The following is a 23,440-nucleotide window of genomic DNA, read 5'->3' as shown; positions in this document are numbered from 1 at the left end:
GAGTACCTTACTTCACGGCCGCCTGACCCTCGGCTGCCGTTGACGTGGCACCCACCACCGCCGGGTTCTTCACGTGCTTATCCAGCCAGGTGTTCATTTCCCAGAGCATGTGCATGATGGATTCGCGAGCGGTGTAGCCGTGGCTTTCGGCGGGCAGCACCACGTAGCGCACCGTGGCGCCGTGGCCTTTCAGGGCGTTGTAGAACCGCTCACTCTGGATGGGAAAGGTGCCGGAGTTATTGTCGGCCTCGCCGTGAATGAGCAGAATGGGGGTCTTGATTTTGTCGGCGAAATTGAACGGCGACATGGCGTTGTACACCTCCGGCGCCTGCCAGTACGTGCGCTCCTCGCCCTGGAAGCCAAACGGCGTGAGGGTACGGTTGTAGGCCCCGCTACGCGCAATACCAGCCCGGAACAGGTTGGAATGGGCCAGCAAATTGGCCGTCATGAAGGCACCGTAGCTGTGGCCCATTACCGCCACGCGGCTGGGGTCCACCACGCCCAGGCGCTGCCCTTCGTCGATGGCGGCTTTGGCCGAAGCTACCAGCTGCTCGGTGTAGGTGTCGTTGGGTTCTTTGCTGCCCTCGCCCACAATCGGAATGCTGGTGCCTTGCAGCACGGCGTAACCCTGCGTTACCCAATACACGGGCGTGCCCCAGCTAAGGCGCGTGAACGTGTAGGGCGAGCCTTTCACCTGGCTGGCGTCTTTCTTGTCTTTGAACTCCACCGGATACGCTTCCAGCAGCGTGGGCAGCGAGCCGTCTTCTTTCTTGTAAGTGGGCGGCAGATACAGGTTGGCCGTCAACTCCACGCCGTCGGCGCGCTTGTACTTGAGCACCTGCTTCTTCAGGCCGCCCAGGCTGGCGTAGGGGTTGGCAAACTTGGTGAGCGGCGTGAGGCGGGCGTTGGTGGCGTTGCGCAGGAAGTAGTTCGGGGCTTCCGTCACCGATTCGCGGCGGGTTACGAGCAGGTGCTTGTTGGCATCGAGCAGGGCTATGGGCAACTCGTAATACGGCGCTTCGGAGCGCCACCAGCGGGTGCTTTTTTTGGTGTGCACATCCAGCTCGTCCACAAATGGCCGGTCGCCTTCCGCCGAGGCCCCCGCCCCAAACAGATACACTACGCTGCTTTTGGCATCTGTGGCCAGCACCGGGCGGCCCAGCGCGTTGCGCTTCACGTAGGGCGTGCCGGGGTTGGTGTAGCTGTCCTGCGACGACCTATCGAAAAGCACCGTCAGGGAGTTCTTGGCGCTGGGGTCCAGGGTCCAGGTGGTTTCGTGGCGGTCTGCCCAGCGGTACCCCTGCACCACAGCCAGCTTGTCGGTGCCCCAGTAGATACCGGCGTAGCGCATCGGCAAGGCGGCCAGTTCCTGCGGCGTGTCCTCGAACGGGGCGGGTAAGGTGAATACTTTGTCGCGGATGGGGGCGGTGGTTTTGGGGTTGCCGCCGTCCTGGGCTTCCACCCAGTACACGGTAGCCGGGGCATCTTCGCGCCAGTTGTGGCCGCGCTGGCCAGTGGGTACGGCATCAAAGCTGGTAGGCACGTTGTCGGCCAACGGAATTTCAGCCAACTCTTTCACCACCAAGCCTTCCATGCTCAGCACTTCCACCCGCATCGGAAAGCTGCTCACCGGCAGGGTGTAAGAAAACGGCCGGTGGTGGGTTTTGATGAGGGCAAAGCGCCCATCCGGCGACGGCACAGCCTGCTGAATGATGCCCGGTGAGCCCAGCGGCTGCATGCGGCCATCGGTGCCTACTTTCACCACCTGGGCCTGCGCGTAGTAGTTGAATAGCCGCTCATCGGCGGGGCTTTTCAGCAAATCCTGATAGGTGCGGGCCGCGGCGGCGCGGCCGTTGTTTTCCTGAATGGTAGGGCCCGTGGGGGTGGCCGTAGCGGCCGGAGCCTCGCCGCGCCCGCCCACAATGGCGCGCGCCAGCAGCGTTTTACTATCCGACACCCACTCGTACGACGAGCCAAATACGCCGTTCAGAAACAGGTTGGGCACCAGCCGGGCCGAAGCCGCCGCCACGTCTACCAGCCACAGTTCCACGTGGCTGTTGGTGGTATGGGTGAGGGCAATTTTGGTGTTGTCCGGCGACCAGTTCACTTCGCTGATGCGGGCGTTGGTAGGCAGGCCCTGCACCAGCAGTTCTTTGCCGTCGGGCAGGCGCTTGAGGCGTAGCGCGGTTGCGTAGCTGACCCGGCTCGGGCCGTTGGTGCGCGGGTTGATGCGCAACCCTGCCAGCCGCAGCTCCGGCTGCGACAACTCGGCAATGGTAGGCATATCCTGCACGTTCAGCATCAGCATCCAGTTGCCGTTGGGCGAGATGCTGACACGCGGGGTTGGCGGCGTTTCCGCCAAGGTGGCAATGGCCTTCGGGGGCATCTGGTACGGCAAGTCCTGCGCCCAACCGGCAACACTAATTGTACTGAATGCTAATAAAAGAAGACGTTGTTTCATACAGCGAATAAATCCAATAATTAAGGCGGCTAAGGTCGGGATAATTTTCGAGCTGTAGTTACTGTAGATGCCTGCTTAGGGGTGAAATAAATGCAAAATGCACTGTAGCGCGAAGCCTAGCCTTCGCGCTACAGTGCATTTCAATCAGCTTGTTAACCGGTAATGCAAAAACCGATGGTTTCTGCTAGTGGTCGTCGCAATTAATGGTTGATGGGCGCTTCAATTACAATGAATTTGCTTTTGGTGGAGCAGCTTATTTCCACCGAAGCCGTTTCCCACAGACCAATACTTTCGCGCTGAGCTACTGCCTCGCCATTCACGCCCAAGGCGCCTTCCATCACGAAGATGAATACGCCTTTGTTGAGTGGGTTCAAGGTGTAGGTCAGGGTCTGGCCGGCATCGTAGAAGCCGAGCGAAAGTTTGGCGTTCTGGTTGATCCAGCAATGCGTGGTGCCTTCCTCATTGCTGACAATGGTGGTGAGCTGGTTGCGGCGCTTCTCGGCCGGGAAATGGCGGCGCTGGTAGCGGGGCGTTACGTTTTGCAGCTTCGGCTCCACCCAGATTTGCAGGAAGTTCACCTCGTCGTCGCCGATGTTGTGCTCTTCGTGGCGCAGGCCGCTGCCCGCACTCATAATCTGCACCCAGTCAGTGGAAACTTCTTCCTTGTAGCCCAGCGAGTCGATGTGGTTCATGCGGCCGGCTAGCATCACCGATATGATTTCCATGTTGGCGTGAGCGTGCAGCCCGAACCCGTTGCCGGGCTTTACAAAGTCGTCGTTGAACACGCGCAGCAAGCCAAAGCCGCTCCGCACGGGGTTTGCATACGGCCCGAAACTGAGCGAGAAATTGCTTTGCAGCCAGCCGATGTCCTTTATGCCCCGGTCGGCGGCTTTGATGATGGTGTGTGGCATTGGAAGGTCTGAGGAATGGTGAGAAAGAAACGAAGGCCGCCGCCCAAAGTCTACGCTTCGGGCGGCGGCCAGCTATAGTTTGCCCTCGAAGGCAATTTCGCTGAGGGGCTTGCGCTGGCGGGGCGCTTTCTCGCGGCTCAGGAACGGCTCTTCCAGCTGCTCGGCCCCACCGAGGTAGCCCAGCGCAATCATCACCACGGGCTGCAAACCGTCGGGCAGCTCAAATACCTGCTTGGCCTTTTCCCGGTCGAAACCGCCCATGAAGTGCGTGTATAGGTCCAGGGCAGTAGCTTCCAGCGAGAGGTTGCCGTTGGCCAGGCCCAGGTCGTGGATGGCGGCGCCGTTGGGCGTGCCGTCGTCGTTCAGGGTTTTGGCTAGCGCCAGAATCAGCACGGGGGCGTTTTTGGCCCAGGGCTGGTTGCCGGGCAGCAGGCAGCTCAGCAGCTTCTGGAAGTTCTCCTGGTCGGAGTGGTGGGCGTAGAGGTAGCGCCAGGGCTGGAGGTTCATGGCGCTGGCTGCCCAGGAGGCGGCCTCAAATACCTGGTTCAGCGTGTCGGGCGCAACCGGAGTGCTGGCAAAAGACCGGGGGCTCCACCGTTTGCGGATAGCTTCGAGAACGGGGTAAGTGGTGAGGGCGTGACGCATGATTTGTTAATTGTTATTTGCGGATAGTTGATTGTTGAAACTTAGGCCACTGTAGCGCGAAAATCTGTTTCGCGACGAGCAGAGCGAGTTCCCACGCGCCTGCAACGTCAGCTGACGCTGGATACTCGCGTTGCTCGTTGCGAAACAGATTTTCGCGCTACAGTGGATTGGGCTTAGAACTTCATGGGTACTTCCATCAGCAGCAGGCGCGTGTTGCTGTCGGCTTGGATGGCAAGCGAATTGGTGTCCCATACGCCGAAACCGTCGCGGCGGTGCAGGGGTTGGCCGGCCACCGTGGCGTCGCCTTCCAGCACGAATACGTACACGCCGTTGCCGGGGCGCTTCAGTTGATACTCAGTTGCAAAGCCCGCATCGAAATCGGCCAGGTGAAACCACGCATCCTGATGAATCCAAACACCGGCATCGTCGGGGTTGGGCGACAGAACCTGCTGGAACTGGTTGTGGCGGTCTTCGGCCCGGAACGTTTGCTGGTCGTAGCGCGAAGGCACGTTACGCTGGTTGGGGAACAGCCAGATCTGCAAAAATTTCACTTCCTCGCTGCGGCTGTGGTTTTTCTCGCTGTGCGCAATGCCGGTGCCGGCACTCATTACCTGCACGTCGCCGCTTTGGATAATGCCGTGGTTGCCGGCGCTGTCCTTGTGCTCCAGCGTGCCCGAGAGCGGAATGCTGATGATTTCCATGTTGTCGTGCGAGTGGGTGCCGAAGCCCATGCCGCCGGCTACGGTGTCGTCGTTGAGCACGCGCAACGCCCCGAAGTGCATGCGCTGCGGGTTGTTGTAGCCCGCGAAGCTGAAGCTGTGGTAAGAATTCAGCCAACCGTGGTTGGCGTGGCCGCGCGTGTTGGCGGTATGAAGGAGCGTTTGCATAAGTAGCGAAATTCCAAGTGAGATTTCCTGCCAAAGGTAGGAATATATGTACATACATCAGTTTAAAATTTAAAGTTCATAAATATCTATATAGAGCTAGGTGTGTGGACAGTAAATAAAAGAACAGAAGAACGTCATGTAGCGCGCAGCATCTCGCGTGCTGAAGTCAGAATTACCGGTGCAACATTACCATGCGCGCTGCTGCACTGCGTGCTGCATGACGCTCTTGTTTTGATTACAAATACTTTGGTGTCCACACCCTAGCTGAATAGGAGAGCAGCTTGATGCAACGAAAGCCGGAGAGAAGGGTCTTAGAAACAGAACAGCACCGCCAACCGGTCAGCCAACCTTTGGGAGCCTGTTTCGCTGGCCGCAACCTCGACAAGCAACACCCCGCCGCATTCCGTAATTTCACCCTCACTTTTCAACTGCTTAACCATTCCCACATGCTTAGAATGTGCACGCGGCCACTCGCCGCAGTGATTCTGCTTTTCCAGGTGCTGTTCGTGGCGCAAACTCAGGCGCAGTTCGGCCCCGGCACGCAATGGACCAAAGACGGCTACGGCTACATGGACGCCGACAGCGGCGAAATTGTGCAGCTCGATGCCCGCGACAACAGCAAGCGTACCGTGCTGGTAAGCAAGGCCCTGCTCACACCCCAAGGCCAGCAAGCACCCATCGACGTGCGGCGGTTTGCGTTTTCCGACGACGGCAGCAAAGTGCTCATCCATACCAATACCAAGAAAGTGTGGCGCTACGACACCCGCGGCGACTATTGGGTGGCCGACCTGAAAGCCAACACCCTAAAGCAACTCGGCAAAGGCCGGCCGGAGTCGTCGTTGATGTTTGCCAAGTTCTCGCCCGACGGCAGCCGCGTGGCCTACGTGAGTGAGCACAACATCTACGTGGAAGACCTGGCCTCGTCGGCCATCAAGCCGCTGACTTCGGATGGTACCGTGTCGCTGATCAACGGCACCTTCGATTGGGTGTACGAGGAAGAGCTGGACTGCCGCGACGGGTTCCGCTGGTCGCCGAACGGGCAGAGCATTGCCTACTGGCAGCTCGACGCCGCCAAAACCAAAAACTACCTGATGCTCAATACCACGGACCAGCTCTACCCCTTCACTGTTCCGGTGGAATACCCCGTAGTGGGCGAAGACCCGAGCCGCTGCCGCGTGGGTGTGGTGCCGGCCCAGGGCGGCGCTACCACTTGGATGAACGTACCCGGCGACGCCGTGCAGAACTACATTCCGCGCATGGAATGGGCCGCCAACTCCACCGAGCTGATTATTCAGCAGCTCAACCGCCGCCAAAACGAAAGCAAGCTGCTGCTGTGCACGGCCAGCACCGGCGCCGTAAAGCCGATTTACACCGAAATCGACAAGGCCTGGATTGACGCCAAAGCCGAAGCCATCGGCTGGGACTGGATTGACGGCGGCAAGAGCTTTATCTGGCTGAGCGAGAAAGACGGCTGGCGCCACATCTACACCGTCGGCCGCAACGGCCAGCAGAAGCTGCTCACCAAAGGCAACTACGACGTGATTAGCATGCAGCTCGTGGACGAGAAAAACGGCCTGATTTATTTCACGGCCTCGCCCGAAAACGCCACCCAGACCTACCTCTACAAAGTGGCCCTGAAAGGCGGCAAAGCCGAGCGGGTTACGCCCCAGGACTTAGCTGGCAGCAACAGCTACGATATTTCGCCGAACGGCAAGCTGGCCCTGCACAACTTCTCGAACAGCGCCACCTACCCGGTTTCCGATGTGGTGTCGTTGCCGGCGCACAAGCGCCTGAGCGGCGGCGAAGTATCGGCGCGGGCCAAGAGCGTGAAGGTGCCGAAAGTGGAGTTCTTCCAGGTGAAAACTGTGGACGGCGTGACCTTGGACGGCTGGATGGTGAAGCCCAGCAACTTCGACCCCAGCAAGAAATACCCCATCGTGTTCTACGTGTACGGAGAGCCTGCCAGCCAGACCGTGACGGACCGGTTCGGTACCGGCTTCAACCGCCTCTACACCGGCAGCATGGCCGACGACGGCTACATCTACGCTTCGCTGGAAAACCGGGGCGCCCCGGCGCCGCGCGGGCGCGAGTTCCGCAAGGCCATCTACCACAACATCGGCAAGCTCAACATCCGCGACCAGGCTATGGGCGCCAAGGAAGTAATGAAAAACGCGTTTGTGGATACCAGCCGCGTGGCGGTGTGGGGTTGGAGCGGGGGCGGCTCCAGCACGCTCAGCTTGCTGATGCAGTACCCGCAGATCTACAAAACCGGTATTTCCATTGCCGCCGTGGATAACCAGCTCAACTACGACAACATCTACCAGGAGCGCTACATGGGCCTGCTGCCCGAGGATAAGCACTACTTCGTGGAAAACTCGCCGCTGAACTACGCCAAAAACCTGCGCGGCAACCTGCTGCTCGTGCACGGTACCGGCGACGACAACGTGCATTACAACAACGCCGAGCAGATGATCAACGAGCTGGTGAAGCACAATAAAACCTTCCAGCTGATGGCCTACCCCAACCGCAGCCACAGCATTTCGGAAGGCGAAGGAACCAGCCGCCACCTGGCCGCCACCTACACCAAGTTCCTGAAAGAAAACTGCCCGCCCGGCGCCCGCTAAGCCGCCCGGCCTATCCAAAAAAAAGCCGCTGGAATTATTCCAGCGGCTTTTTTGGGTCTGTAATGCACCCGAATGAACCTGGCTACTGCTTCAGCAGGCGGCGTGAAGCCAATACGCCACCTTCTGCCGATACCCATTGGCACAGGTAAACCCCAGTGGGTAAGCCCGCTACGGATAGCTGAGTGGCAACAGCCTGCTGGTACACGACCTGGCCAGTGGCATCAAGCAAGCGTAGCGTGCGAGTGCCAGCAACCGGCGCCAGGGTAGCGGTGGTAGTGGCGGGGTTGGGGTAAACCAGCGGAGCTTTCAAAGCCGCTTTTGCGTGAGTGGCCAGCGGCCGGCACTGAATAGCGGCCATCAGGTAGCGCCATAGGTCGGTATCGAAAGAGGTTAAGGCCAAGCCCACGTCACCGGCTTCCTTGCCCTGGCGGACCACCACCAACCCCAGGCTGGGCACCACATAAATTTTCTGGTCGTTTTTGCCGAGCGCGGCAATAAGGTCGGCGGGAGCAGTGGGAATGATGGGGCCGGGAAAGGTGATTTGCTGCGGACCAGGTAGCTTGTAGGATGTCTGTCCGTTCAGCCACCACAAATAGCCGTAGCTGCGGTTCAGGGTTTGGGAAGGCGTGGTCATCTGGCGGAAGTAGGCGGTGTCGCGCAGGATGGCAGTACCGTTCCAAGTGCCGCGGGCCAGCGTCAGCAACCCGAACCGGGCCATTTCGCGGGCCCGGCTGTAGTAGATGCCCTGTACCCACAGCCCATTCATGCCAATCCGCGAGGCCAGCCGCTGGTTGGTGTACTGGTTGAAGGTCAGGCCACTGGCATTGGCTACTACGTTTTGCAACAACCGATAGGGGCCGGTGTGGTAGGCCCAGCGGGTACCGGCGTCGGTGCGGTAAAGCAGGCAACTGGCGGTAGTACTTTCGTTGTCGCAGGGTGTGGGGGGCGTGTCGTCGAGGCCGGTGGTCATGGTGAGTTGGTGGCGCACGGTAATCAGCTTCTCCTTGGCCGCTGGCGCCGAGGTCCAACCCCGCCCGAGGGTGCGCGAGGTGCTGTCCGACAGTTGGAGCAGGCCCTCCTGCTGCGCAATGCCCACCAGCGTAGCCGTGAGTGACTTGCTTGCTGAGGCCCAATACCACACCGAGTCCTGCGTGTAGGTGCCGTAGTAGCGTTCCACCACCAAACGGCCATTGTGCAGCACAATAAACGATTTGGTGCGCTTCCGGCCCAGGAAATTCAACAGCGAATCGAGCTGCGGCTGGCACCAGCCCAAGCTTTGCGGCGTAACGCTGGTCCAGGTAGCCGCCGGAGCAAGAGGGGGGAAGTACAGCGCTGACTGTTGGGCCTGGCTTGGCCGGACCCATAGCAGAAGTAGCAGTGTGAGAAAGAGTAGCGAGTGTTTCATGCGGCAGTATACTAAGTGAACTGCCGGGTTGGATACTCTTCAGCTTTGATAGTTTAACTAGTTCTTTATAATATAGTTAGCATGCAAAAAGAAGTGGGAAAACTACTGCGCATCCAGCCTTAGTGAAGCGCTGACTCGGGCCTGCTTAGAGCAGTTTTGAAGGTAGGGGCGGGGCTGGCCCCCGTCCATCGTCGAACGGAATTGTTGAAAAGCGCAGGCGTACTATACCCCGACCCTGAAACCGTTCTGGCTCCGAATTGGTAAGCGCAAGGCCGGGGCAGTATCAACAAACGAAGCAGATGCTGTTAAATTTCCACTCCTAACGCATCATGCTGCTACCTGCTTCCCTTCCTGTTGTATCGCGCCTGGCGCCCACGCCCAGCGGCTTCCTGCACCTCGGCAACGCCGTCAACTTCACGCTGACGTGGCTCCTCACGCGCCGGGCCGGGGGCACGCTGCATTTGCGCATCGACGACCTGGACCGCGCCCGTTTCCGGCCCGCGTATCTGGCCAACATCTTCCAGACCCTGGACTGGCTCGGCCTCAACTACGACCACGGCCCCAGCGGCCCCGACGACTTCGAGCAGCACTATTCCCAGCGCCACTTTCTACCCACTTACGAGGCTGCGCTGCAAGCTGCCCGCGCGGCACATCCTGGCTTGTTTTACGCCTGCCGCTGTTCCCGCACCGAACTGGCCCGCGCCGCTACTACCGGCAGCCACCTCTACCCCGGCACCTGCCGTACCCAGCAGTTGCCGCTAAGCACGCCCGAAACGGCTTGGCGCGCCTATGTGCCCGAGGCCCTTGCCGTGGCCGTACCCGACCTTTGGCAAGGCCCGTACTCCGTGCCTTTGGCCGATGCGCTGGGCGATTTTGTGGTGCGCAAAAAGGATGGAACGGCGGCGTATCAGGTAGCGTCGGTGGTGGACGATGTGCGGCTGGGCGTTACGCTGGTAGTGCGGGGGCTAGATTTGCTGCCCAGCACGGCGGCGCAGCTGTGGCTGGCCGGGCAGCTACCCGGCACCGCGTCGTTCCAGCAAACCCGGTTTCTGCACCACGGCCTGTTGCTGGACGAAGCCGGCCGGAAGCTTTCCAAGTCAACGCAAACCGGCCAGCAGCGCGGTATTCTGGCCGAAGCCGGCACTCCGCAAGTGGTGTATAACGCCGTGGCGCGGCTACTGAGCCTGCCGCCTGCTGCCGCTGAGTCGTTGACCAGTTTGCTGGCGGCCATGCCGTAGCTGTTGGTTGTGAGTTGTCAGTTATGAGTTGCGAGTTGTCAGTTGTTACTGCCGTTCTGAACCAGCAACTGATAACTCGCAACTCATAACTGACAACTCAGCGTAGCTCTTTCTTAAATTCCTCGGCCCAGTGGTCGGCGAGGCGGGTGGGCTCGGGGAGCTTGTAGCCGCGCAGGCAGGCCAGCGTGAGGCGGGTAGCGGTGGCTTGGGTGCAGCGGTGGCCGGGGCTCACGAACAGCGGGTTGATTTTGTCTTTCGAGCGGATAACCTCGCCCAGCAACTCCCCACTACGCGCATCGGTGAGCGGCGAAATACTGCCTTTCAGCATGCCGGGCTCCTGAAACGTACCAGTCAGCTTCTGTTTGGCTACTCCGAAAGTGGGCATGTCGAGCAGCACGCCCAGGTGGGCCGCAATGCCCATGCGGCGCGGGTGCGCAATGCCGTGCCCATCCACCATGATAACGTCGGGCTTTTGGCGCAGCTTTTCGTAAGCCAGCAGCACATTAGGCGCCTCCCGGAACGAGAGTAGCCCCGGAATGTAGGGCACCGGCACCGGCCCTACGTTGTACACTTTCTCCACCACTTCCAACGACGGAAAGCGCAGCAGCACCACCACCGACAAAATGGTTTCGGGAGTAGGAAACGACGAGTCGCAGCCGGCAATGAGCTGCGGCTCTTGTGCCAGCGGCTCCTGCCGGACGCGGGTGCGCATTTCGTCTTGCAGGCGCGTTAGGTCGCGCACAAGCAGTGGGTCGGGAGCGGGGCCGGGCGGGCGGTAGTAAGCCATAGAGTAACTGAGTAACGGAGTAGCTGAGTAAGGGTCATACGGCGCAAATCGGCGCGGGTAGCAACTGCGGCCAGGCCGCGGCTTGTAGCTCGGCCATTAACCTGCTGCTGGGTTACCGCGTTAGGAGGTAGGTACGCCACGCACGCAGTTACTCACTCACTCCGCTACTCAGTTACTCCCGGCCATGCCTAAACCCGAACAACCCGCCGAAACCGGCAGCGGCCCCCATTTCGAGCGCCGCTACTGGGTGGATGTGCAGCACGCACACCACTCCGCCACTGAGCTGATGCAGTACATTCAGTGCAACGTGCCTGACTTTTCGCCGGATTTGCTGGCCGAATTCACGAAATCGAAGGGCGCGGGCACCTGCCTGGAAGTTAATGACGAATTCAAAATCAAGATTCTGGGTCCCTGGAACGGCGACGTGCGCGTATCGGAGCTGGGGCCCGATTACTTCGAGCTGGTGACGCTGGAAAGCCACCCCGAAGCCGGCCGCATCCGGTTTTCGGTAAGCCCCCACGCCTCCCTGCCCGATACCATCCGATTCGAAATTCACTCCTGGGCCCGCTCACGCGACGGGCTGGTGGCTTTCACCTACGACACGCTGGGCATGGGCAAGAAAGTGCAGCAGCAAACCTGGGAAACCTTCTGCCAGCGCGTAGCCTCGTACAGCGGCGGCCTCCAACTGGGCCCGGTGCACGTGGAAACCATCGAGCAAGCCGACTCCGAAACCAACGTCACGCAAGATGCCTAAGCCCCGGCCCCTCAACGAGCGGCAGAAAGCCCGGTTGGCCAGCTATGAAAAAGCCGGCTACAACTTCGACCTCAGCCGTACCCACGAGTACACCCGCGCAACCGGCTGGAACGTGGACGACTACGAAACCGAGCTGCCTGCCGAACAACCTGGCCCCCCCGAACCGCAGGGCTCTTGGGCCGCGGCGCAGGAAGTGTTGCGCAACTACACGTTTCCGCCGCCCAACCTCATTACCGGCATCTTCGTGCCCGACCAGCCGCTGGAAAAGCGCGTGATGGTGCTGCGGGCGCAGTTTCTGGGGTTTTCGTTTTGGTTTGGGGTGCGCATTGGGGGCGTAACCGATGAGCGCCGCACCTTGCCGGAAGGCGGCGAAGAACAAGTGTGGGGCTACAACTACCGCACCTTGGAAGGGCACTTCGAGCGGGGCCAAATCGACTTCACGGTGCATAAAAACCTAACAACCGGCCAGGTGTTGTTTCGCATTCATGCCCTGTCCCAAACCGGCCGCATCCGCAACCCATTCTATTGGCTGGGCTTCAAGCTGTTCGGCCGGATGCTGCAAAAGCGGTTCTCCCGTCAGTCTATGCAGCGCCTGAAAGCTCAGGTGGAAGACATGCTTCAGAAAGGCTGGCAAGCTCCGGTGGAAGGTGGCGCAACGCCGGTTGAATCCACTTCCGCGCATGAGGGCGCCAAAGAGCAATTGAATAAGGCCACCTGAATTATTCCTCCACCGGCTCACCGCCGTGTATCATGTCCGATACGATGCCGGGCTCGGTGGTGACTTCGGCCCGGAACACGCCCACGATGTGTGCTACCACAAAGGCAATGACGAGGTACATCGTGAATTCATGAATTTCCTTCACTGTGTGTTCGATGCTGGGGAAATAGTCTTCAAATACCAGCACCAGGCCTGTTACCACCATTACGGCCAGTATCACATAGAAAACCCGGTAGCTGTAGCGCACCCACACGGCTTTGGTGGCGCCGGCTTCACCCTGGGCGGCGCGGCCCTTGAGGCGGGCCAGTTTGGCATCGGTGCGCTGGCCGCCCCGTTGCAGGAAGCTCACTAGTACGCGGTACGCCAGCAGGCAAGCCAGTGTAATACCAATCCAGATGTGCCAGTCCCAGATGCGGTGCGCCACAATGCGGGTGAGGCCGCGCAGGTCGGCCGGGGGCATGGTCACGCCTTTTTCGGCTAGTGCCTTGCTGAATTCCGGTGCCAGTGTTTTCACCTTAACAATTACAAACAGAAACAGAATGGTAGCCAGCTGCGCCAGCACCAGCGCCGAATTCAACCAGTGCCAGATGCGTAGGCTGCGCGAATTGCGCTTCAGGCTGGTGGCAGATGCGGAAGGAGTGGGTTGTGGGGTCATAGCAGTGTGGGTAGGACGTAAAGGGCTGAAACGAAGTGCTACATACAGGCCGGTAAAAGGTCGAGTTTTCCTGCCGCATTTCGAGCATCCCAAAACCTTCCTTTTGAAAACAGGTTAAACGAATTCGTTCTGCCAGTTTTTTCCAAAACCAACTTTTCTAATGATTGAATCTAAAGGCTACGCCGCTGAAACGGTTAATGCTCCTCTCACACCTTTCCAGTTCGAGCGCCGCGACGTAGGCCCGCACGATGTGCGCATTGAAATCCTGTTCTGCGGCGTCTGCCACTCCGATGTGCACCAGGTGCGCGACGAGTGGGGCGGCTCCATCTTCCCGATGGTGCCCGGCCACGAAATTGTGGGCCGCGTAACGGAAGTAGGCGCGCACGTGAAAGGCTTCAAGCCCGGCGACTTGGCCGGCGTGGGCTGCATGGTTGACTCCTGCCAGCACTGCCCCGAGTGCAACGACGGCCTGGAGCAGTACTGTGACAATGGCTTCGTGGGCACCTACAACGCCAAAGACAAGGACGGCGCGCCCACCTACGGCGGCTATTCCAACAACATCGTGGTAACCGAGAAATTCGTGCTGCGCGTGTCGGAGAAGCTGGACCTGGCCCGCGTGGCGCCGCTGCTGTGCGCGGGCATCACCACTTGGTCGCCGCTACGCGAGTGGAACGCCAAGCAAGGCGACCGGGTAGCTGTAATGGGCCTGGGTGGCCTGGGCCACATGGCCGTGAAGTTTGCCGCCGCAATGGGCTGCGAAGTGACTGTGCTTAGCACCTCCGCCAACAAAGAGGCCGACGCCAAAGCCCTGGGGGCCCACAAGTTTGTGGTAACCAAAGACCAGGATGCCATGAAGTCGGTAGCCAACTACTTCGACCTCATCATCAACACCGTATCGGCCCCCATGGACCTGACGCCCTACGTGGCCAGCCTACGCCGCGACGGAACGATGGTGCTACTCGGCGTGCCCCCGGAAGCGCCGCAGCTGCACGCCTTCAACCTGATTGCCAAGCGCCGCCGCATTGCCGGCTCGCTGATTGGCGGCATCAAGGAAACCCAGGAAATGCTGGATTTCTGCGCCGAGCACAACGTAATGAGCGACGTAGAAGTGATTCGCATGGACTACATCAACGAAGCCTACGAGCGGATGATAAAGTCCGACGTGAAATACCGCTTCGTGATTGACCTGGCCACGCTGTAAGCAGTTCTGGCGGTGCCTCACGGGACCCCTCCGGGGCCGGCCCCCTCTCCGAAAAGGAGAGGGGGAGCCAGTCGTCAAAAACACAAGAGCCGCAGCTGAAAAGCTGCGGCTCTTGTGTTTCTATGCTATGCCACGTTGGTTAGTGGTCATATGTATGGTACTGTGTCGTTAGGCTCCCCCTCTCCTTTTCGGAGAGGGGGCCGGGGGGTGAGGCACCCCACCAGAACTACTTACAGCTTGTTAAACACGTACGGGTCGTACTCCACATAGTCATTCACGCGCAGCTCAACCGTCTTCACCTTGTCGCCATCCACCACGAACTTGGCGGGCATCACGCCGAAGACCAAATCGGAGTAAGTGGCGCGAAACTCCTGACCGTCCATGTAGTCGAGGGTGGCGGTGAGGCCGGGGTGGTTGGGGAGCGTGACGAGCAACTGCTTGCCTTTCTGGCTGACGCTGATGCGGCCGAACAGCGCGTTTTCGTACTCGCCCACGTAGGCTTTGAGCGGCAGCGTTGGTTTATTCTTTTTGCTGACGCGGGCAGCCAGCTCCTTCGTGGGGTCAACTTGGGTGGCTTCAGCCTGTTGTTTGCGTTTCAGGCCCTGCGCGCTCCGGTCCACGTAGGGCATGCCGAGGTAGCTGTCGAGTAGTTGGTAACGCAGCAGCTCGAAGAAACTCTGGTTGTCGTTGTTGGTAAGTACGGCAATGCCCAGCCCGGCTTCCGGCACGAAACACACGTTGCTGACCTGCCCCGAGGCGCCGCCCGTATGCCAGAAAATCTGCTTACCGTTGTAGTCGGCCGCTTCCACGCCCAGCCCGTAGGTGATGAAGTGCATCGGGTAAATCGTGGATTTGCGGCTGGTAATAACGGTATTGGCGTCGCGGGTTTTGCGTAGCGCCGCCCACGGCACCACCTGCTTGCCTTGGTAGCGGCCACTGTCCAGCTGGAATTGCAGCCACTTGGCCAGGTCCGTCACGTTGGATACTATATTGGCGGCGGGGGCCATATTGTCCCAGTTATCAAAGGCTACCTCAGCCAACGGCCCAAAGGTGTTGGAGTACGCGTGGGCAATATTGGGGCGCTGCCCAAAGCCCACCGAAGCGGGGTAGGTGCTGCTCATACCCAGCGGCTGCAACAGGTTTTGCTGCACGTAGGCTTCCCAGGTGGTACCGCCGGTAGCGGCGGGCACTACCTCGCCCGCCGTCACAAAGCCGGAGTTGCTGTAGCCATAGTCGCGCCGGAACTGGCCGCCGGGCTTCATCAGGCGCATGCGCCGCACTATTTCTTTGCGCTCCAGATTAGACTTGAAGAAAGTGAAGTCGCCCTGAAACGTTTTGAAGCCGAAGTGGTGGCTCATCAGGTCGCGCACCGTTACCACTTGGGAAGCCAGCGAGTCGTAGAGCCGGTAATCGGGCAGGTACTTGATTACTTTCTCGTCGAGGTTGATTTTCTTTTCGCCGTCGAGCTTGGCCAGCGCTGTGCCCGTAAACAGCTTGGTGTTGGAGGCAATCATGAACAGCGTGTTGGCATCCACGGGCTCCGGTTTGCCCACCTCGCGCACCCCGTAGCCTTTCTGCACCACCACTTTGCCGTCTTTCACCACCACTATAGCCAGCCCCGGCACTTGCCAGCGCTGCATGCCACGCCGAATGTAGCTATCAAGGCTATCCGTAACAAAGCGGTTGGGCGCGGTGGTTTGGGCTAAAGCAGCGGATGCACTGCCAAGCAGTAAGCCAGCCGCCAGTGTGAGGCGGGGCAGGAAAGAAAGAGGCATAGGAGAGAAGTGACTTTCAAAAAACGAAAGCTACTCAATGAATGTAAATTAGCCTTCCAACGTAGGAGGAATCTGAGTTAAGTTGTTGAGAAATCAATCTGAGTTTTCCTGTAGCCGGAACACAAACACCTACTCTTTCTCCACCGGATACCGAAACGTGCCATCCAGCGTGATGCGCTTGCCGCCGCGGCCCGACTCGCACACGGTACACCGGAAGCTGCCCGCCAGCCAGTGCCGCTCCCCATTGATGGCCGTAATGGTTACCGACCCAGGATTATCAGAACAGGATTTCGAGTAGGCCGCCGTGCTGCCAAACCGGTACGACGCATCCCGGTTGCGCCCACTCAGAATCTCCTGAAAACCATAGGTGCCGGTTTGCAGCGGAAACCGGTCGATAATAATGGTGAGGCCCGCCCCGTCGGGGTCGTCGGCCCGCACCACGTTGAGCGTGAGTGTTTTTGCTTCGCTCAGAAAGAAACGGGAGCTAATCGTGTCGGCGGCTACGGGCTGGCCGTTCACGCGGAGCGTAAGCTGCCGCACCAACGGCCGGGGGGCAGCCGTTTGGGCCCACGTGGAGGCGGGGCTAGCAAGCAAGGCAAACCACAGAAGTGTACTGTATTTCATGGCTTCAGCTTTTGGCAAGAACCACGCCCAACCTACGCAACTTGCCAGTTACAACGCCTAACGCAACGCATGCAAGCATATTGCCGAGCAAAAGCGCCTGGTCACACAGAGCCGACGCCTCAAGCGTGCTGCATTAAGAAGTTGGTAACTCAGCATCAGCACGCGAGATGCTTCGGCGGCGCTCAGCATAACGTTCTAATGGAAATAGTAGAAGTACTTACCAGCACTGCTTCCTACCGGTTTACAACGTCGGCTTCGGCGGGTGTTGTAGCAACGCCAATCCGGCCGGGGTACTGCTGCAAGGCCAGTTCCAGGCAGTCCATAGCCCGGTTGATGGTATCCTGGTTGACTACGTAAGCCAGCCGCACCTGCTGGCGGCCCAAGCCGGGCGTGGCGTAAAAACCCGCCGCCGGCGACACCATCAGCGTTTCGCCTTTGTGGTCGAAGGTTTCCAGCAGCCACTGTGCAAAGTGGTCGGTATCGTCAACGGGCAGGTGGCACAGCACGTAGAACGCGCCGCCGGGGATGGGGCAAACCACGCCGGGCATCTGGCGCAGGCGCGCCACCAGCAGGTCGCGGCGGCTCTGGTACTCGGCTTTGGTGAGGTCGAAGTACGACTCAGGCAGGTCGGTAGCGGCCTCGCCGAGTAGCTGTGCCAAGCCGGGCGGGCTTACCCGCATCTGAGCAAAGCGCAGAGCAGCTTCTTGCAATTGCTTGTTCTTCGTAACGAAAGCGCCAATCCGAGCCCCGCAGGCACTATAACGCTTGGATATGGTGTCGAGTAATACCACGTGCTCATCAGCATCGGGCAGGTGCAGGGCGCTGATGTAGGGCGAGTCGTAGCAGAATTCCCGGTAGGCCTCGTCGGACAGCAAAAACAGGTGGTGCTTGTGGCACAGCGCCAGCACGCCCAGCAGCTCGGCCTGGCTGTACACGTAGCCGGTGGGGTTGTTGGGGTTGCAAATCATAATGGCGCGGGTGCGTGGCGTAATCACCTGCTCGAAATCAGCCAGCGGCGGTAAGGCAAATCCATCTTCGATGTACGACGTGACGGGCACCAGCGTAATGCCAGCTGCTACTGCAAAGGCCGTGTAGTTGCCATAAAACGGCTCCGGCACAATCATTTCGTCGCCGGGGTTCAGGCAGCACATCAAGGCGAACAGGATGGCCTCGCTGCCGCCCGTGGTAACCAAAATGTCCTCGGCCGCCACGTTGATGCTGGCCCGCTGGTAGTAGTCGGCCAGCTTGCGGCGGTAGCTCAGGTGGCCCGCGCTGGGCGAGTACTCCAGCACCCGAATATCGGCTTGCTGCACCGCCGCCATTACCGCCGGGGGCGTTTCAATATCGGGCTGCCCGATGTTGAGGTGGTGCACCTTGATACCGCGCCGCTTGGCCGCGTCGGCGAAGGGTGTCATCTTACGAAACGGAGAAGCCGGGATGTTTTGGCCGCGCTGTGATACTTGCAACATGGGTACAAAGGTAGCCTTGCCGTGCCAAAGCCCTAATACTCACCCAGGGAAAGTGCGTTTTAACCAACCGAAAGCTATGTGTAGCGCACAAATCGGCTCTGTACCCAACCCCCGAAACGTTGCGTGAGTGCCCTTGTAAGGCACGGGCACCCGCGCAACGTTCCGGAAAAGCTGCGGTAAGCTGTTCGTACCAGGCTATAGGGGTTCGCCCGTTGACGGCTCACGGGCGGGGTCGCGCACAATCAGCGTGAGGGTGGTTTGTACGTAGTTGTTCTGCTTGGTTACCTGCGTTTTACCTAGCGTGTCAAAGTCGCCGTTGATGTCGGTAAAGCTGATAACCTGCGTGAAAAGCGGCTTGTCTTCCACGTCTTTCAACAAGTTGCCAACCACCGCGCCTAGTTGCAGCAGCACCTCGGCGGCCCGAGCCGGCGCGCTGGTAATGGCGCCCACCACTTCCGACACCAGGCTGCGGTAGTCGTCGGAGTCGCGGGCCTGGGCCATTACGGCGCCCGTATCGCGCAGGCCCTTCTTGCTTTTCAGCACCGAAAGCAGCACATGCACCTGCGACGGTACCGGGCCGGCCGGCTCGCTTTGCTTCCAGTAGTAGGCGGTTTTATCAACCGGCAAATCTTCCTCGTCGTCGATGCGGGCAAAGCCGGATAAGGTGAGCGTCTGCGGCTCGGGGTTCAGGTTATCGAACACCACCAGCAGCAAATACACATTGGCAAACCCCGGAAAAGGAAAGACTTTGGGGGTGCGGTTGTTCTCAATAAACACCCGCGAGAGGCGCACTTCCAGGCCGGTTACGGTTTGGGAGCTAGGAATGCCGGGCTCCCGAACCAAGGGAGCCACGCGCGCACCGGGCAATGATACAGTATCAATCAGAGCATCAGTCGTCAGGTCAAGAGCCATAGCAAAATAAGAAAAGTGGAAAGGGTAGAATTGAATAGAAAAATACTGAATTTCAATTGGAATACGGCCGCAACCGGCCCTGCGCCTGTGCAGGATTGCGGCCGAAGCACAGGAGCGCCACGCTGGTACTCATCTTCGTAGCAATACGGCACTACCCACCGTACGGAGCAGTTGGTGGTGTGCATGGAACCGTGCCGCCGGCCCGCTGCCGAAACGCTTTTCAGTTTTCAGAAGCAGCCAGAAGCTGCTGTGCACGTTGCGCTACCTCCTGCCGGCTTGTCTGCTTGCTCCGTGTCTTGGGCCCCAGCCATAGCCAATCCCACGGTACCCGCGCAGGTGAAGCAACTGGTGCTGGAAGTATAGGGCAACGGGCTTGGGCTGAGCGAGCAACAGCAGCAACAGCTCCTCCGTATGTTTCGTCGTCTGCACAGCCACGCAGCAGGCTCCGGGGTGGGCCTGGAGATGGTCAAACGGCTGATTGAAAACGCAGTACCATTGCGGTATAGGGCCAGCCAGCTGTGGGCACTACCTTTATGGTCTCTCTCCCCCTGATAAGCGGGCTTTTACCTTCTCCTGGTTCATGGAAAAACTATCGAGCATTCTGCTAGTCGATGACGACTCAACCAATAACTTCCTCAACGAACTGCTTTTCAAGCAACTTGGCGTTACCGACCATCTGGTGACGGCAGAAGATGGCGCTCAAGCTCTAGACCTGCTCACGCAAGCCAATAACCCCGTTAAACCAGCCCTACTGCTGCTGGACGTGAATATGCTGGGCATGAATGGTATTGAATTCCTGGAAGCTTACAAGCAGCTTCCGCAGGCGCAATCCGCCTCAACAGTAATCATCATGCTAACCACCACAATGGATGCCCGTGACCTGGCCCGTCTCGACGAACTAGGCATTGCTGGCTTAGTCAGTAAACCTCTCACTAAGGAGAAAATCAACGACATTCTCCAACTGCATTTCCGCCGCACTCTGCCCGTATAAATAGGCTCCTGCTGCTTAGTGGCTTATCACGCAACAGAAAAGCTCCGCCTAGCGGAGCTTTTCTTATATGTAGAAGTAGGAGTATCGGTTATTAAGCAGCCACGGGTAAGGTGCCGGTAGTTGAGAGAGACCCAACGAACAGGCCGCCGATGAGCACTGCTTGGCCTTGGTGCAAAGCGGCTTCTCCTTCCGCATACGGTATCGTTCGGCCGTCAATAGTAGTGAAGTCGGGGAGGGCTTGCGGGGTGGAAGCCAGAAAAAGAGCTAGGGCGGTGAGTTCCATGATGCAGCTAGGTGGGGTGGTAAGCGCGAATATTGATGGCGTTTATGCCATCAAAGGTCGGGGCGCAGGGCGCTGAGCGAAAGGACATGCATCTTCATTTTGGGACTGGTACTATAATGAGACTACATAATTACTATTATAAGAAATTTCAAGTCGAAGTGCGTCCTATTGAGAATACACCGAGCTGTTTTGATGCGCGTTCAAGCTAAATCGTGACATAGCATCAAGTACCGGCACCAGAAATAATGATGGCGAGCAGTATAAATCCGAAGTGGCACAACTTGGCTATCGTTGGCTTAGCAGCCATTGGGCCGCCTCTGCTTCGTCGTCGAAGAGGCTATAAGGCACCGAACTGCTAGCTTCCTCCCAAACCTGGGTGAACGTGCAATGCGTAGCGGCGCCGGTGGCAAGCAGAACCGCGCTGATAGTGCGCCCAAGGGTGAAGTGGCGAGCCTGCCAATAATTGAGCAGCAGTGCTTGCTCGCTCTCAGTGTAGGGCGAGAGTAGCCGTTGGTCGATAAGCATTTTATGCCAGCGGCGGCGGAAAAGCAACTGCCCGGTGTGGAGCAGGAACTCATGCAAATCGAGCAAGCTGCGAGTACCGGCGTGGTACCGAAGTAAGGCGTAGCCATCAGGATGCGCATACAAGCACCCTGTGGCATTTTGGTAATACAAGGAAGGCATAGGTGGGAGTGGGAAGAGGCGTAATAGGATGCATACGGCGTGGGCCCGCGCGCGGTGACGTGGGCCCCGAACATTACTGAAAAGCCACTCGCCGGAATCATCGGCCGCCAAGCGTTTTTATGCAAAGTAGTTGCAGAGATACAGCTAAGTCTGCCCCGCAAGTGACTTCAGCGCACCCCGTTGCGGCAGTTGCCGGCATCAGTTCTTGGCGCCTTGGTGCTGCATATGAGGTTGGGGGCGGCAAGGAGTTAGGTGGTACTGAGGCAGGCCATGAGCTATACCTTACGCTACGTGTTGTGGCGTAGCTGCTTGTAGACCTGGTTTGCTCTGGCTGCCCAGTGCCCAGCAGTGCACGCCAACAAGCCTGTCTGGTTCGGGTTATGCATGTATGAAGTCACCTGCTACCTCACCGCCCGAATTCTGGTTGCGCGGCCCCCTGCCAGCGGTGCCGCCGTTGCTACAGCCCGTTGCTCACGCGCTGTTGCAAGCCCGCCATGAAGTGGAAACCGCCCTCCACACCTTCCCCGATGCGTTGCTGACGGCGCGCCCGGCCGGGGTAGCGTCGGTGGGGTTTCATCTGCGCCACTTAGCTGGCGTCCTCGACCGGATGCAGACTTACGCCCGCCACCAGCCACTGTCCGAAGTCCAGCTTGCTTACTTGGCCGCCGAAAACGACGTGCCCACTACACCTGGCAGCACAGCAACTCTGGTGCAGCACTTTCATAGCACCGTAGACCAGTTGCTAGCTTATCTGCCCACCGTGCCCGAGGCTACGTTGCCGGAGTTCCGGCCAGTGGGGCGGGCCGGGTTGCCCAGCACCGTTATTGGGCTGCTGGTGCACGCTGCCGAACATACTACGCGCCACGTAGGGCAGCTACTGGTAACGGCGCGGGTGGTGCAGGCCGGAGTAGCGTAAGCAGCGCCGTATGTTTCAGAAACTCGTTTCCCTGCTGATGAAACCGACTCCAGCCCCCGTGCCAACCCCGCCGCCAATTCCGCTTGCCAACACAATAGCGGAATGCCAGCAGCAGTTGCTAGCTAAACTGAAAAGCGGGCAGTTCGCGCTGTCGTCGTCCGACAAGGAAGGCCACCGGACGCTGTGCTACTACCGGGCAACGTTTCTGTTCGTATCGGTGGGGGAGGATGGCACTAGCGTGCTGCGGCTGCCCACCGGGGAAGTGGTGCTAGAGCATCTGTGGCGGCAGAGTGCTTACAAACTCGTGCTCGTAGAAGGCCAATATCAGTGGAACTACAACCTAACCGATGCCGAAAAGCTGGAAGCATGGCAAGGAATTCTGGCTCGCCTCTCGTTTTTCACCGATGGTAATGCGCGTTTTGTGGCCAGCACCTTAGCAGAATTCGCTGAGTTAGCTGCGCCGCAATAGTCAGCGTCAGCGTTTACTGACTAGAGTAAGATGAGTCTGGCACTCTACTGAAACCGGAGCAGGAGTAGCTCGATAATACTTTCGTGACGTATCAGAAGTTGGAAGTAGAGCTATATGTTCCTGTCCGATGACGCTACCTATATCACCGGCCAAGCCCTGCGCTCCAACGGTCGCGAAATCCTGAATACCGTATCCTTAGGTCTTTCTTAAACGCCAGCAAAGCGGATTTTCCCCTGTAACCAGAGGAAAATCCGCTTTGCTGGCGTTTAGCGCGCTATGCGTTGCCGGTTATTGACCGGCTGCTGTCGAGTCGGTGGGGGCTACACCGCTGGTAGTGGTGCCTTCCGAGGTGGTAGGCGCGGTAGTGGCTCCGGCGCTTTCGGGGCTGGTGTTGCCATCCGGAATAGACGCCTTATTGTCGCCCTCCATGCCAGTGGAATCGGAAGCAGAATTAATTTCGGTGGTGGTGGTGGCTTCGGTAGTGTCGGAGTTGCCGCAGGAAGCCAAAGACAGGGAAGCCGCACCCAGGGCGAGGAATAGTGCTTTTTTCATGGGGAAGACTGAAAGTGAGTAAAAAGATAAAAGGCGCTGCCCGTGTGGGCGCTACCCAGCTTAATACCCACTACCAACGCAGGTAACCCGCTTCAGTTGAATCATACACTCCCGCCAGAGCCTACGTGAGCAGAGGAGAGCTGCGCAAGCAGCTATAAACGACAAAAGACCGACTGAAACGGGAAGCTCTTTGCAGAGGCTCTGTGTTTCAATCGGTCTTTCGGGTAAGCTGTAGAAGAAGGATTCGAACCTCCACGGTGTAGTTAGCCGGCCGCCGGACCAGTTTTTCCCGAATCACCACCCCCGAGAGAGGAGGGTATGTCTGCCAGTTTCATCATTCTACAAGATAAATCCCGCGCCGTTTGCGTTGGAGAACAACAAAGGTAGTCCTGAAAATTTAAAAGGCAAGCTTTTGGAACTAAAAAGTTGAAACCACTTAAACAGGATATATCAGAGGTATAGGGCTTTTCTGGAAATGG

At 58.8% G+C, this 23,440-nt stretch carries 22 protein-coding genes; 8 read left to right on the top strand and 14 right to left on the bottom strand.

Annotated elements, in window-relative coordinates; genetic code table 11:
* Nucleotides 1-7 precede the first annotated feature (7 nt).
* The 4 genes from J0X19_RS06800 to J0X19_RS06785 form a co-directional block, all read right to left on the bottom strand.
* Nucleotides 8-2,461 carry a S9 family peptidase gene (locus tag J0X19_RS06800; protein ID WP_206982987.1) on the bottom strand — a complete coding sequence of 818 codons (2,454 nt, stop codon included), beginning with the start codon at nt 2,459-2,461 and terminating at the stop codon, nt 8-10.
* Between the two features lie 200 nt (nt 2,462-2,661).
* Nucleotides 2,662-3,372, bottom strand: a complete 711-nt coding sequence (locus J0X19_RS06795; RefSeq protein ID WP_206982986.1) for a pirin family protein — start codon at nt 3,370-3,372, stop codon at nt 2,662-2,664.
* Nucleotides 3,373-3,444: 72 nt separating this feature from the next.
* The gene (locus J0X19_RS06790; protein ID WP_206982978.1) at nt 3,445-4,017 is read right to left on the bottom strand and encodes a nitroreductase family protein; all 573 of its coding nucleotides are present in this window, start codon (nt 4,015-4,017) and stop codon (nt 3,445-3,447) included.
* Between the two features lie 173 nt (nt 4,018-4,190).
* On the bottom strand, nt 4,191-4,904 hold the full coding sequence (locus tag J0X19_RS06785; protein WP_206982976.1) for a pirin family protein: 714 nt from the start codon (nt 4,902-4,904) through the stop codon (nt 4,191-4,193).
* 446 nt (nt 4,905-5,350) lie between these two features.
* On the opposite strand from J0X19_RS06785, the gene J0X19_RS06780 reads away from it, so the two are divergent.
* Nucleotides 5,351-7,528 (top strand): S9 family peptidase, encoded by a 2,178-nt coding sequence (locus J0X19_RS06780; protein WP_394369098.1) that lies wholly within the window; start codon nt 5,351-5,353, stop codon nt 7,526-7,528.
* An 82-nt stretch (nt 7,529-7,610) separates the two neighbouring features.
* Here the strand turns inward: J0X19_RS06780 and J0X19_RS06775 are convergent, their stop codons facing one another.
* Complete coding sequence (locus J0X19_RS06775) at nt 7,611-8,933, bottom strand: serine hydrolase (RefSeq protein WP_206982974.1); 1,323 nt, start codon at nt 8,931-8,933, stop codon at nt 7,611-7,613.
* Nucleotides 8,934-9,262: 329 nt separating this feature from the next.
* On the opposite strand from J0X19_RS06775, the gene J0X19_RS06770 reads away from it, so the two are divergent.
* Nucleotides 9,263-10,171, top strand: a complete 909-nt coding sequence (locus J0X19_RS06770) for a glutamate--tRNA ligase family protein (protein WP_206982972.1) — start codon at nt 9,263-9,265, stop codon at nt 10,169-10,171.
* Nucleotides 10,172-10,268: 97 nt separating this feature from the next.
* Here the strand turns inward: J0X19_RS06770 and nfi are convergent, their stop codons facing one another.
* Nucleotides 10,269-10,958 (bottom strand): deoxyribonuclease V, encoded by a 690-nt coding sequence (nfi, locus tag J0X19_RS06765; RefSeq protein ID WP_206982970.1) that lies wholly within the window; start codon nt 10,956-10,958, stop codon nt 10,269-10,271.
* Nucleotides 10,959-11,142: 184 nt separating this feature from the next.
* Here nfi and J0X19_RS06760 point away from each other — a divergent pair, with 184 nt between their 5' ends.
* Together J0X19_RS06760 and J0X19_RS06755 are read left to right on the top strand one after the other, a co-directional pair.
* On the top strand, nt 11,143-11,712 hold the full coding sequence (locus tag J0X19_RS06760; protein WP_206982969.1) for a DUF1990 family protein: 570 nt from the start codon (nt 11,143-11,145) through the stop codon (nt 11,710-11,712).
* Nucleotides 11,705-12,430, top strand: a complete 726-nt coding sequence (locus J0X19_RS06755; RefSeq protein WP_206982967.1) for a DUF1990 domain-containing protein — start codon at nt 11,705-11,707, stop codon at nt 12,428-12,430. Before J0X19_RS06760 ends, J0X19_RS06755 begins: the two co-directional genes overlap by 8 nt.
* A 1-nt stretch (nt 12,431) precedes the next feature.
* On the opposite strand, the gene J0X19_RS06750 is transcribed toward J0X19_RS06755, so the two are convergent.
* Nucleotides 12,432-13,085 carry a cytochrome b/b6 domain-containing protein gene (locus J0X19_RS06750; RefSeq protein WP_206982966.1) on the bottom strand — a complete coding sequence of 218 codons (654 nt, stop codon included), beginning with the start codon at nt 13,083-13,085 and terminating at the stop codon, nt 12,432-12,434.
* Nucleotides 13,086-13,245: 160 nt separating this feature from the next.
* Between J0X19_RS06750 and J0X19_RS06745 the strand changes: the two genes are divergently transcribed.
* Nucleotides 13,246-14,286 carry an NAD(P)-dependent alcohol dehydrogenase gene (locus tag J0X19_RS06745; protein ID WP_206982965.1) on the top strand — a complete coding sequence of 347 codons (1,041 nt, stop codon included), beginning with the start codon at nt 13,246-13,248 and terminating at the stop codon, nt 14,284-14,286.
* A gap of 230 nt (nt 14,287-14,516) precedes the next feature.
* Here J0X19_RS06745 and J0X19_RS06740 read toward each other — a convergent pair whose 3' ends face one another.
* From J0X19_RS06740 to J0X19_RS06725, 4 genes are all read right to left on the bottom strand, one after another.
* On the bottom strand, nt 14,517-16,061 hold the full coding sequence (locus J0X19_RS06740; protein WP_206982962.1) for a serine hydrolase: 1,545 nt from the start codon (nt 16,059-16,061) through the stop codon (nt 14,517-14,519).
* Nucleotides 16,062-16,190: 129 nt separating this feature from the next.
* Nucleotides 16,191-16,685 (bottom strand): hypothetical protein, encoded by a 495-nt coding sequence (locus J0X19_RS06735; protein ID WP_206982960.1) that lies wholly within the window; start codon nt 16,683-16,685, stop codon nt 16,191-16,193.
* Nucleotides 16,686-16,918: 233 nt separating this feature from the next.
* Nucleotides 16,919-18,154 carry a pyridoxal phosphate-dependent aminotransferase gene (locus tag J0X19_RS06730; protein ID WP_206982957.1) on the bottom strand — a complete coding sequence of 412 codons (1,236 nt, stop codon included), beginning with the start codon at nt 18,152-18,154 and terminating at the stop codon, nt 16,919-16,921.
* Between the two features lie 195 nt (nt 18,155-18,349).
* A complete protein-coding gene (locus tag J0X19_RS06725) occupies nt 18,350-19,066 on the bottom strand; it encodes a hypothetical protein (protein WP_206982956.1) in 717 nt (238 codons plus the stop codon).
* A 580-nt stretch (nt 19,067-19,646) separates the two neighbouring features.
* Here J0X19_RS06725 and J0X19_RS06720 point away from each other — a divergent pair.
* Complete coding sequence (locus J0X19_RS06720; RefSeq protein ID WP_206982954.1) at nt 19,647-20,057, top strand: response regulator; 411 nt, start codon at nt 19,647-19,649, stop codon at nt 20,055-20,057.
* A 91-nt stretch (nt 20,058-20,148) separates the two neighbouring features.
* Here the strand turns inward: J0X19_RS06720 and J0X19_RS06715 are convergent, their stop codons facing one another.
* Together J0X19_RS06715 and J0X19_RS06710 are read right to left on the bottom strand one after the other, a co-directional pair.
* Nucleotides 20,149-20,340 carry a hypothetical protein gene (locus J0X19_RS06715; protein WP_206982952.1) on the bottom strand — a complete coding sequence of 64 codons (192 nt, stop codon included), beginning with the start codon at nt 20,338-20,340 and terminating at the stop codon, nt 20,149-20,151.
* Between the two features lie 285 nt (nt 20,341-20,625).
* Nucleotides 20,626-21,024 carry a hypothetical protein gene (locus J0X19_RS06710; protein WP_206982950.1) on the bottom strand — a complete coding sequence of 133 codons (399 nt, stop codon included), beginning with the start codon at nt 21,022-21,024 and terminating at the stop codon, nt 20,626-20,628.
* 388 nt (nt 21,025-21,412) lie between these two features.
* Here J0X19_RS06710 and J0X19_RS06705 point away from each other — a divergent pair, with 388 nt between their 5' ends.
* Both J0X19_RS06705 and J0X19_RS06700 read left to right on the top strand, forming a co-directional pair.
* A complete protein-coding gene (locus J0X19_RS06705) occupies nt 21,413-21,940 on the top strand; it encodes a DinB family protein (RefSeq protein ID WP_206982948.1) in 528 nt (175 codons plus the stop codon).
* Nucleotides 21,941-21,977: 37 nt separating this feature from the next.
* Nucleotides 21,978-22,409, top strand: coding sequence for a hypothetical protein (locus J0X19_RS06700; protein ID WP_206982946.1), 432 nt, complete (start codon nt 21,978-21,980; stop codon nt 22,407-22,409).
* A 288-nt stretch (nt 22,410-22,697) separates the two neighbouring features.
* Here the strand turns inward: J0X19_RS06700 and J0X19_RS06695 are convergent, their stop codons facing one another.
* On the bottom strand, nt 22,698-22,961 hold the full coding sequence (locus tag J0X19_RS06695; protein ID WP_206982945.1) for a hypothetical protein: 264 nt from the start codon (nt 22,959-22,961) through the stop codon (nt 22,698-22,700).
* Nucleotides 22,962-23,440 lie beyond the last annotated feature (479 nt).

It is taken from the genome of Hymenobacter telluris, assembly GCF_017313265.1.
Classification (GTDB): domain Bacteria; phylum Bacteroidota; class Bacteroidia; order Cytophagales; family Hymenobacteraceae; genus Hymenobacter; species Hymenobacter telluris.
This window is presented reverse-complemented; position numbering and strand designations above follow the sequence as displayed.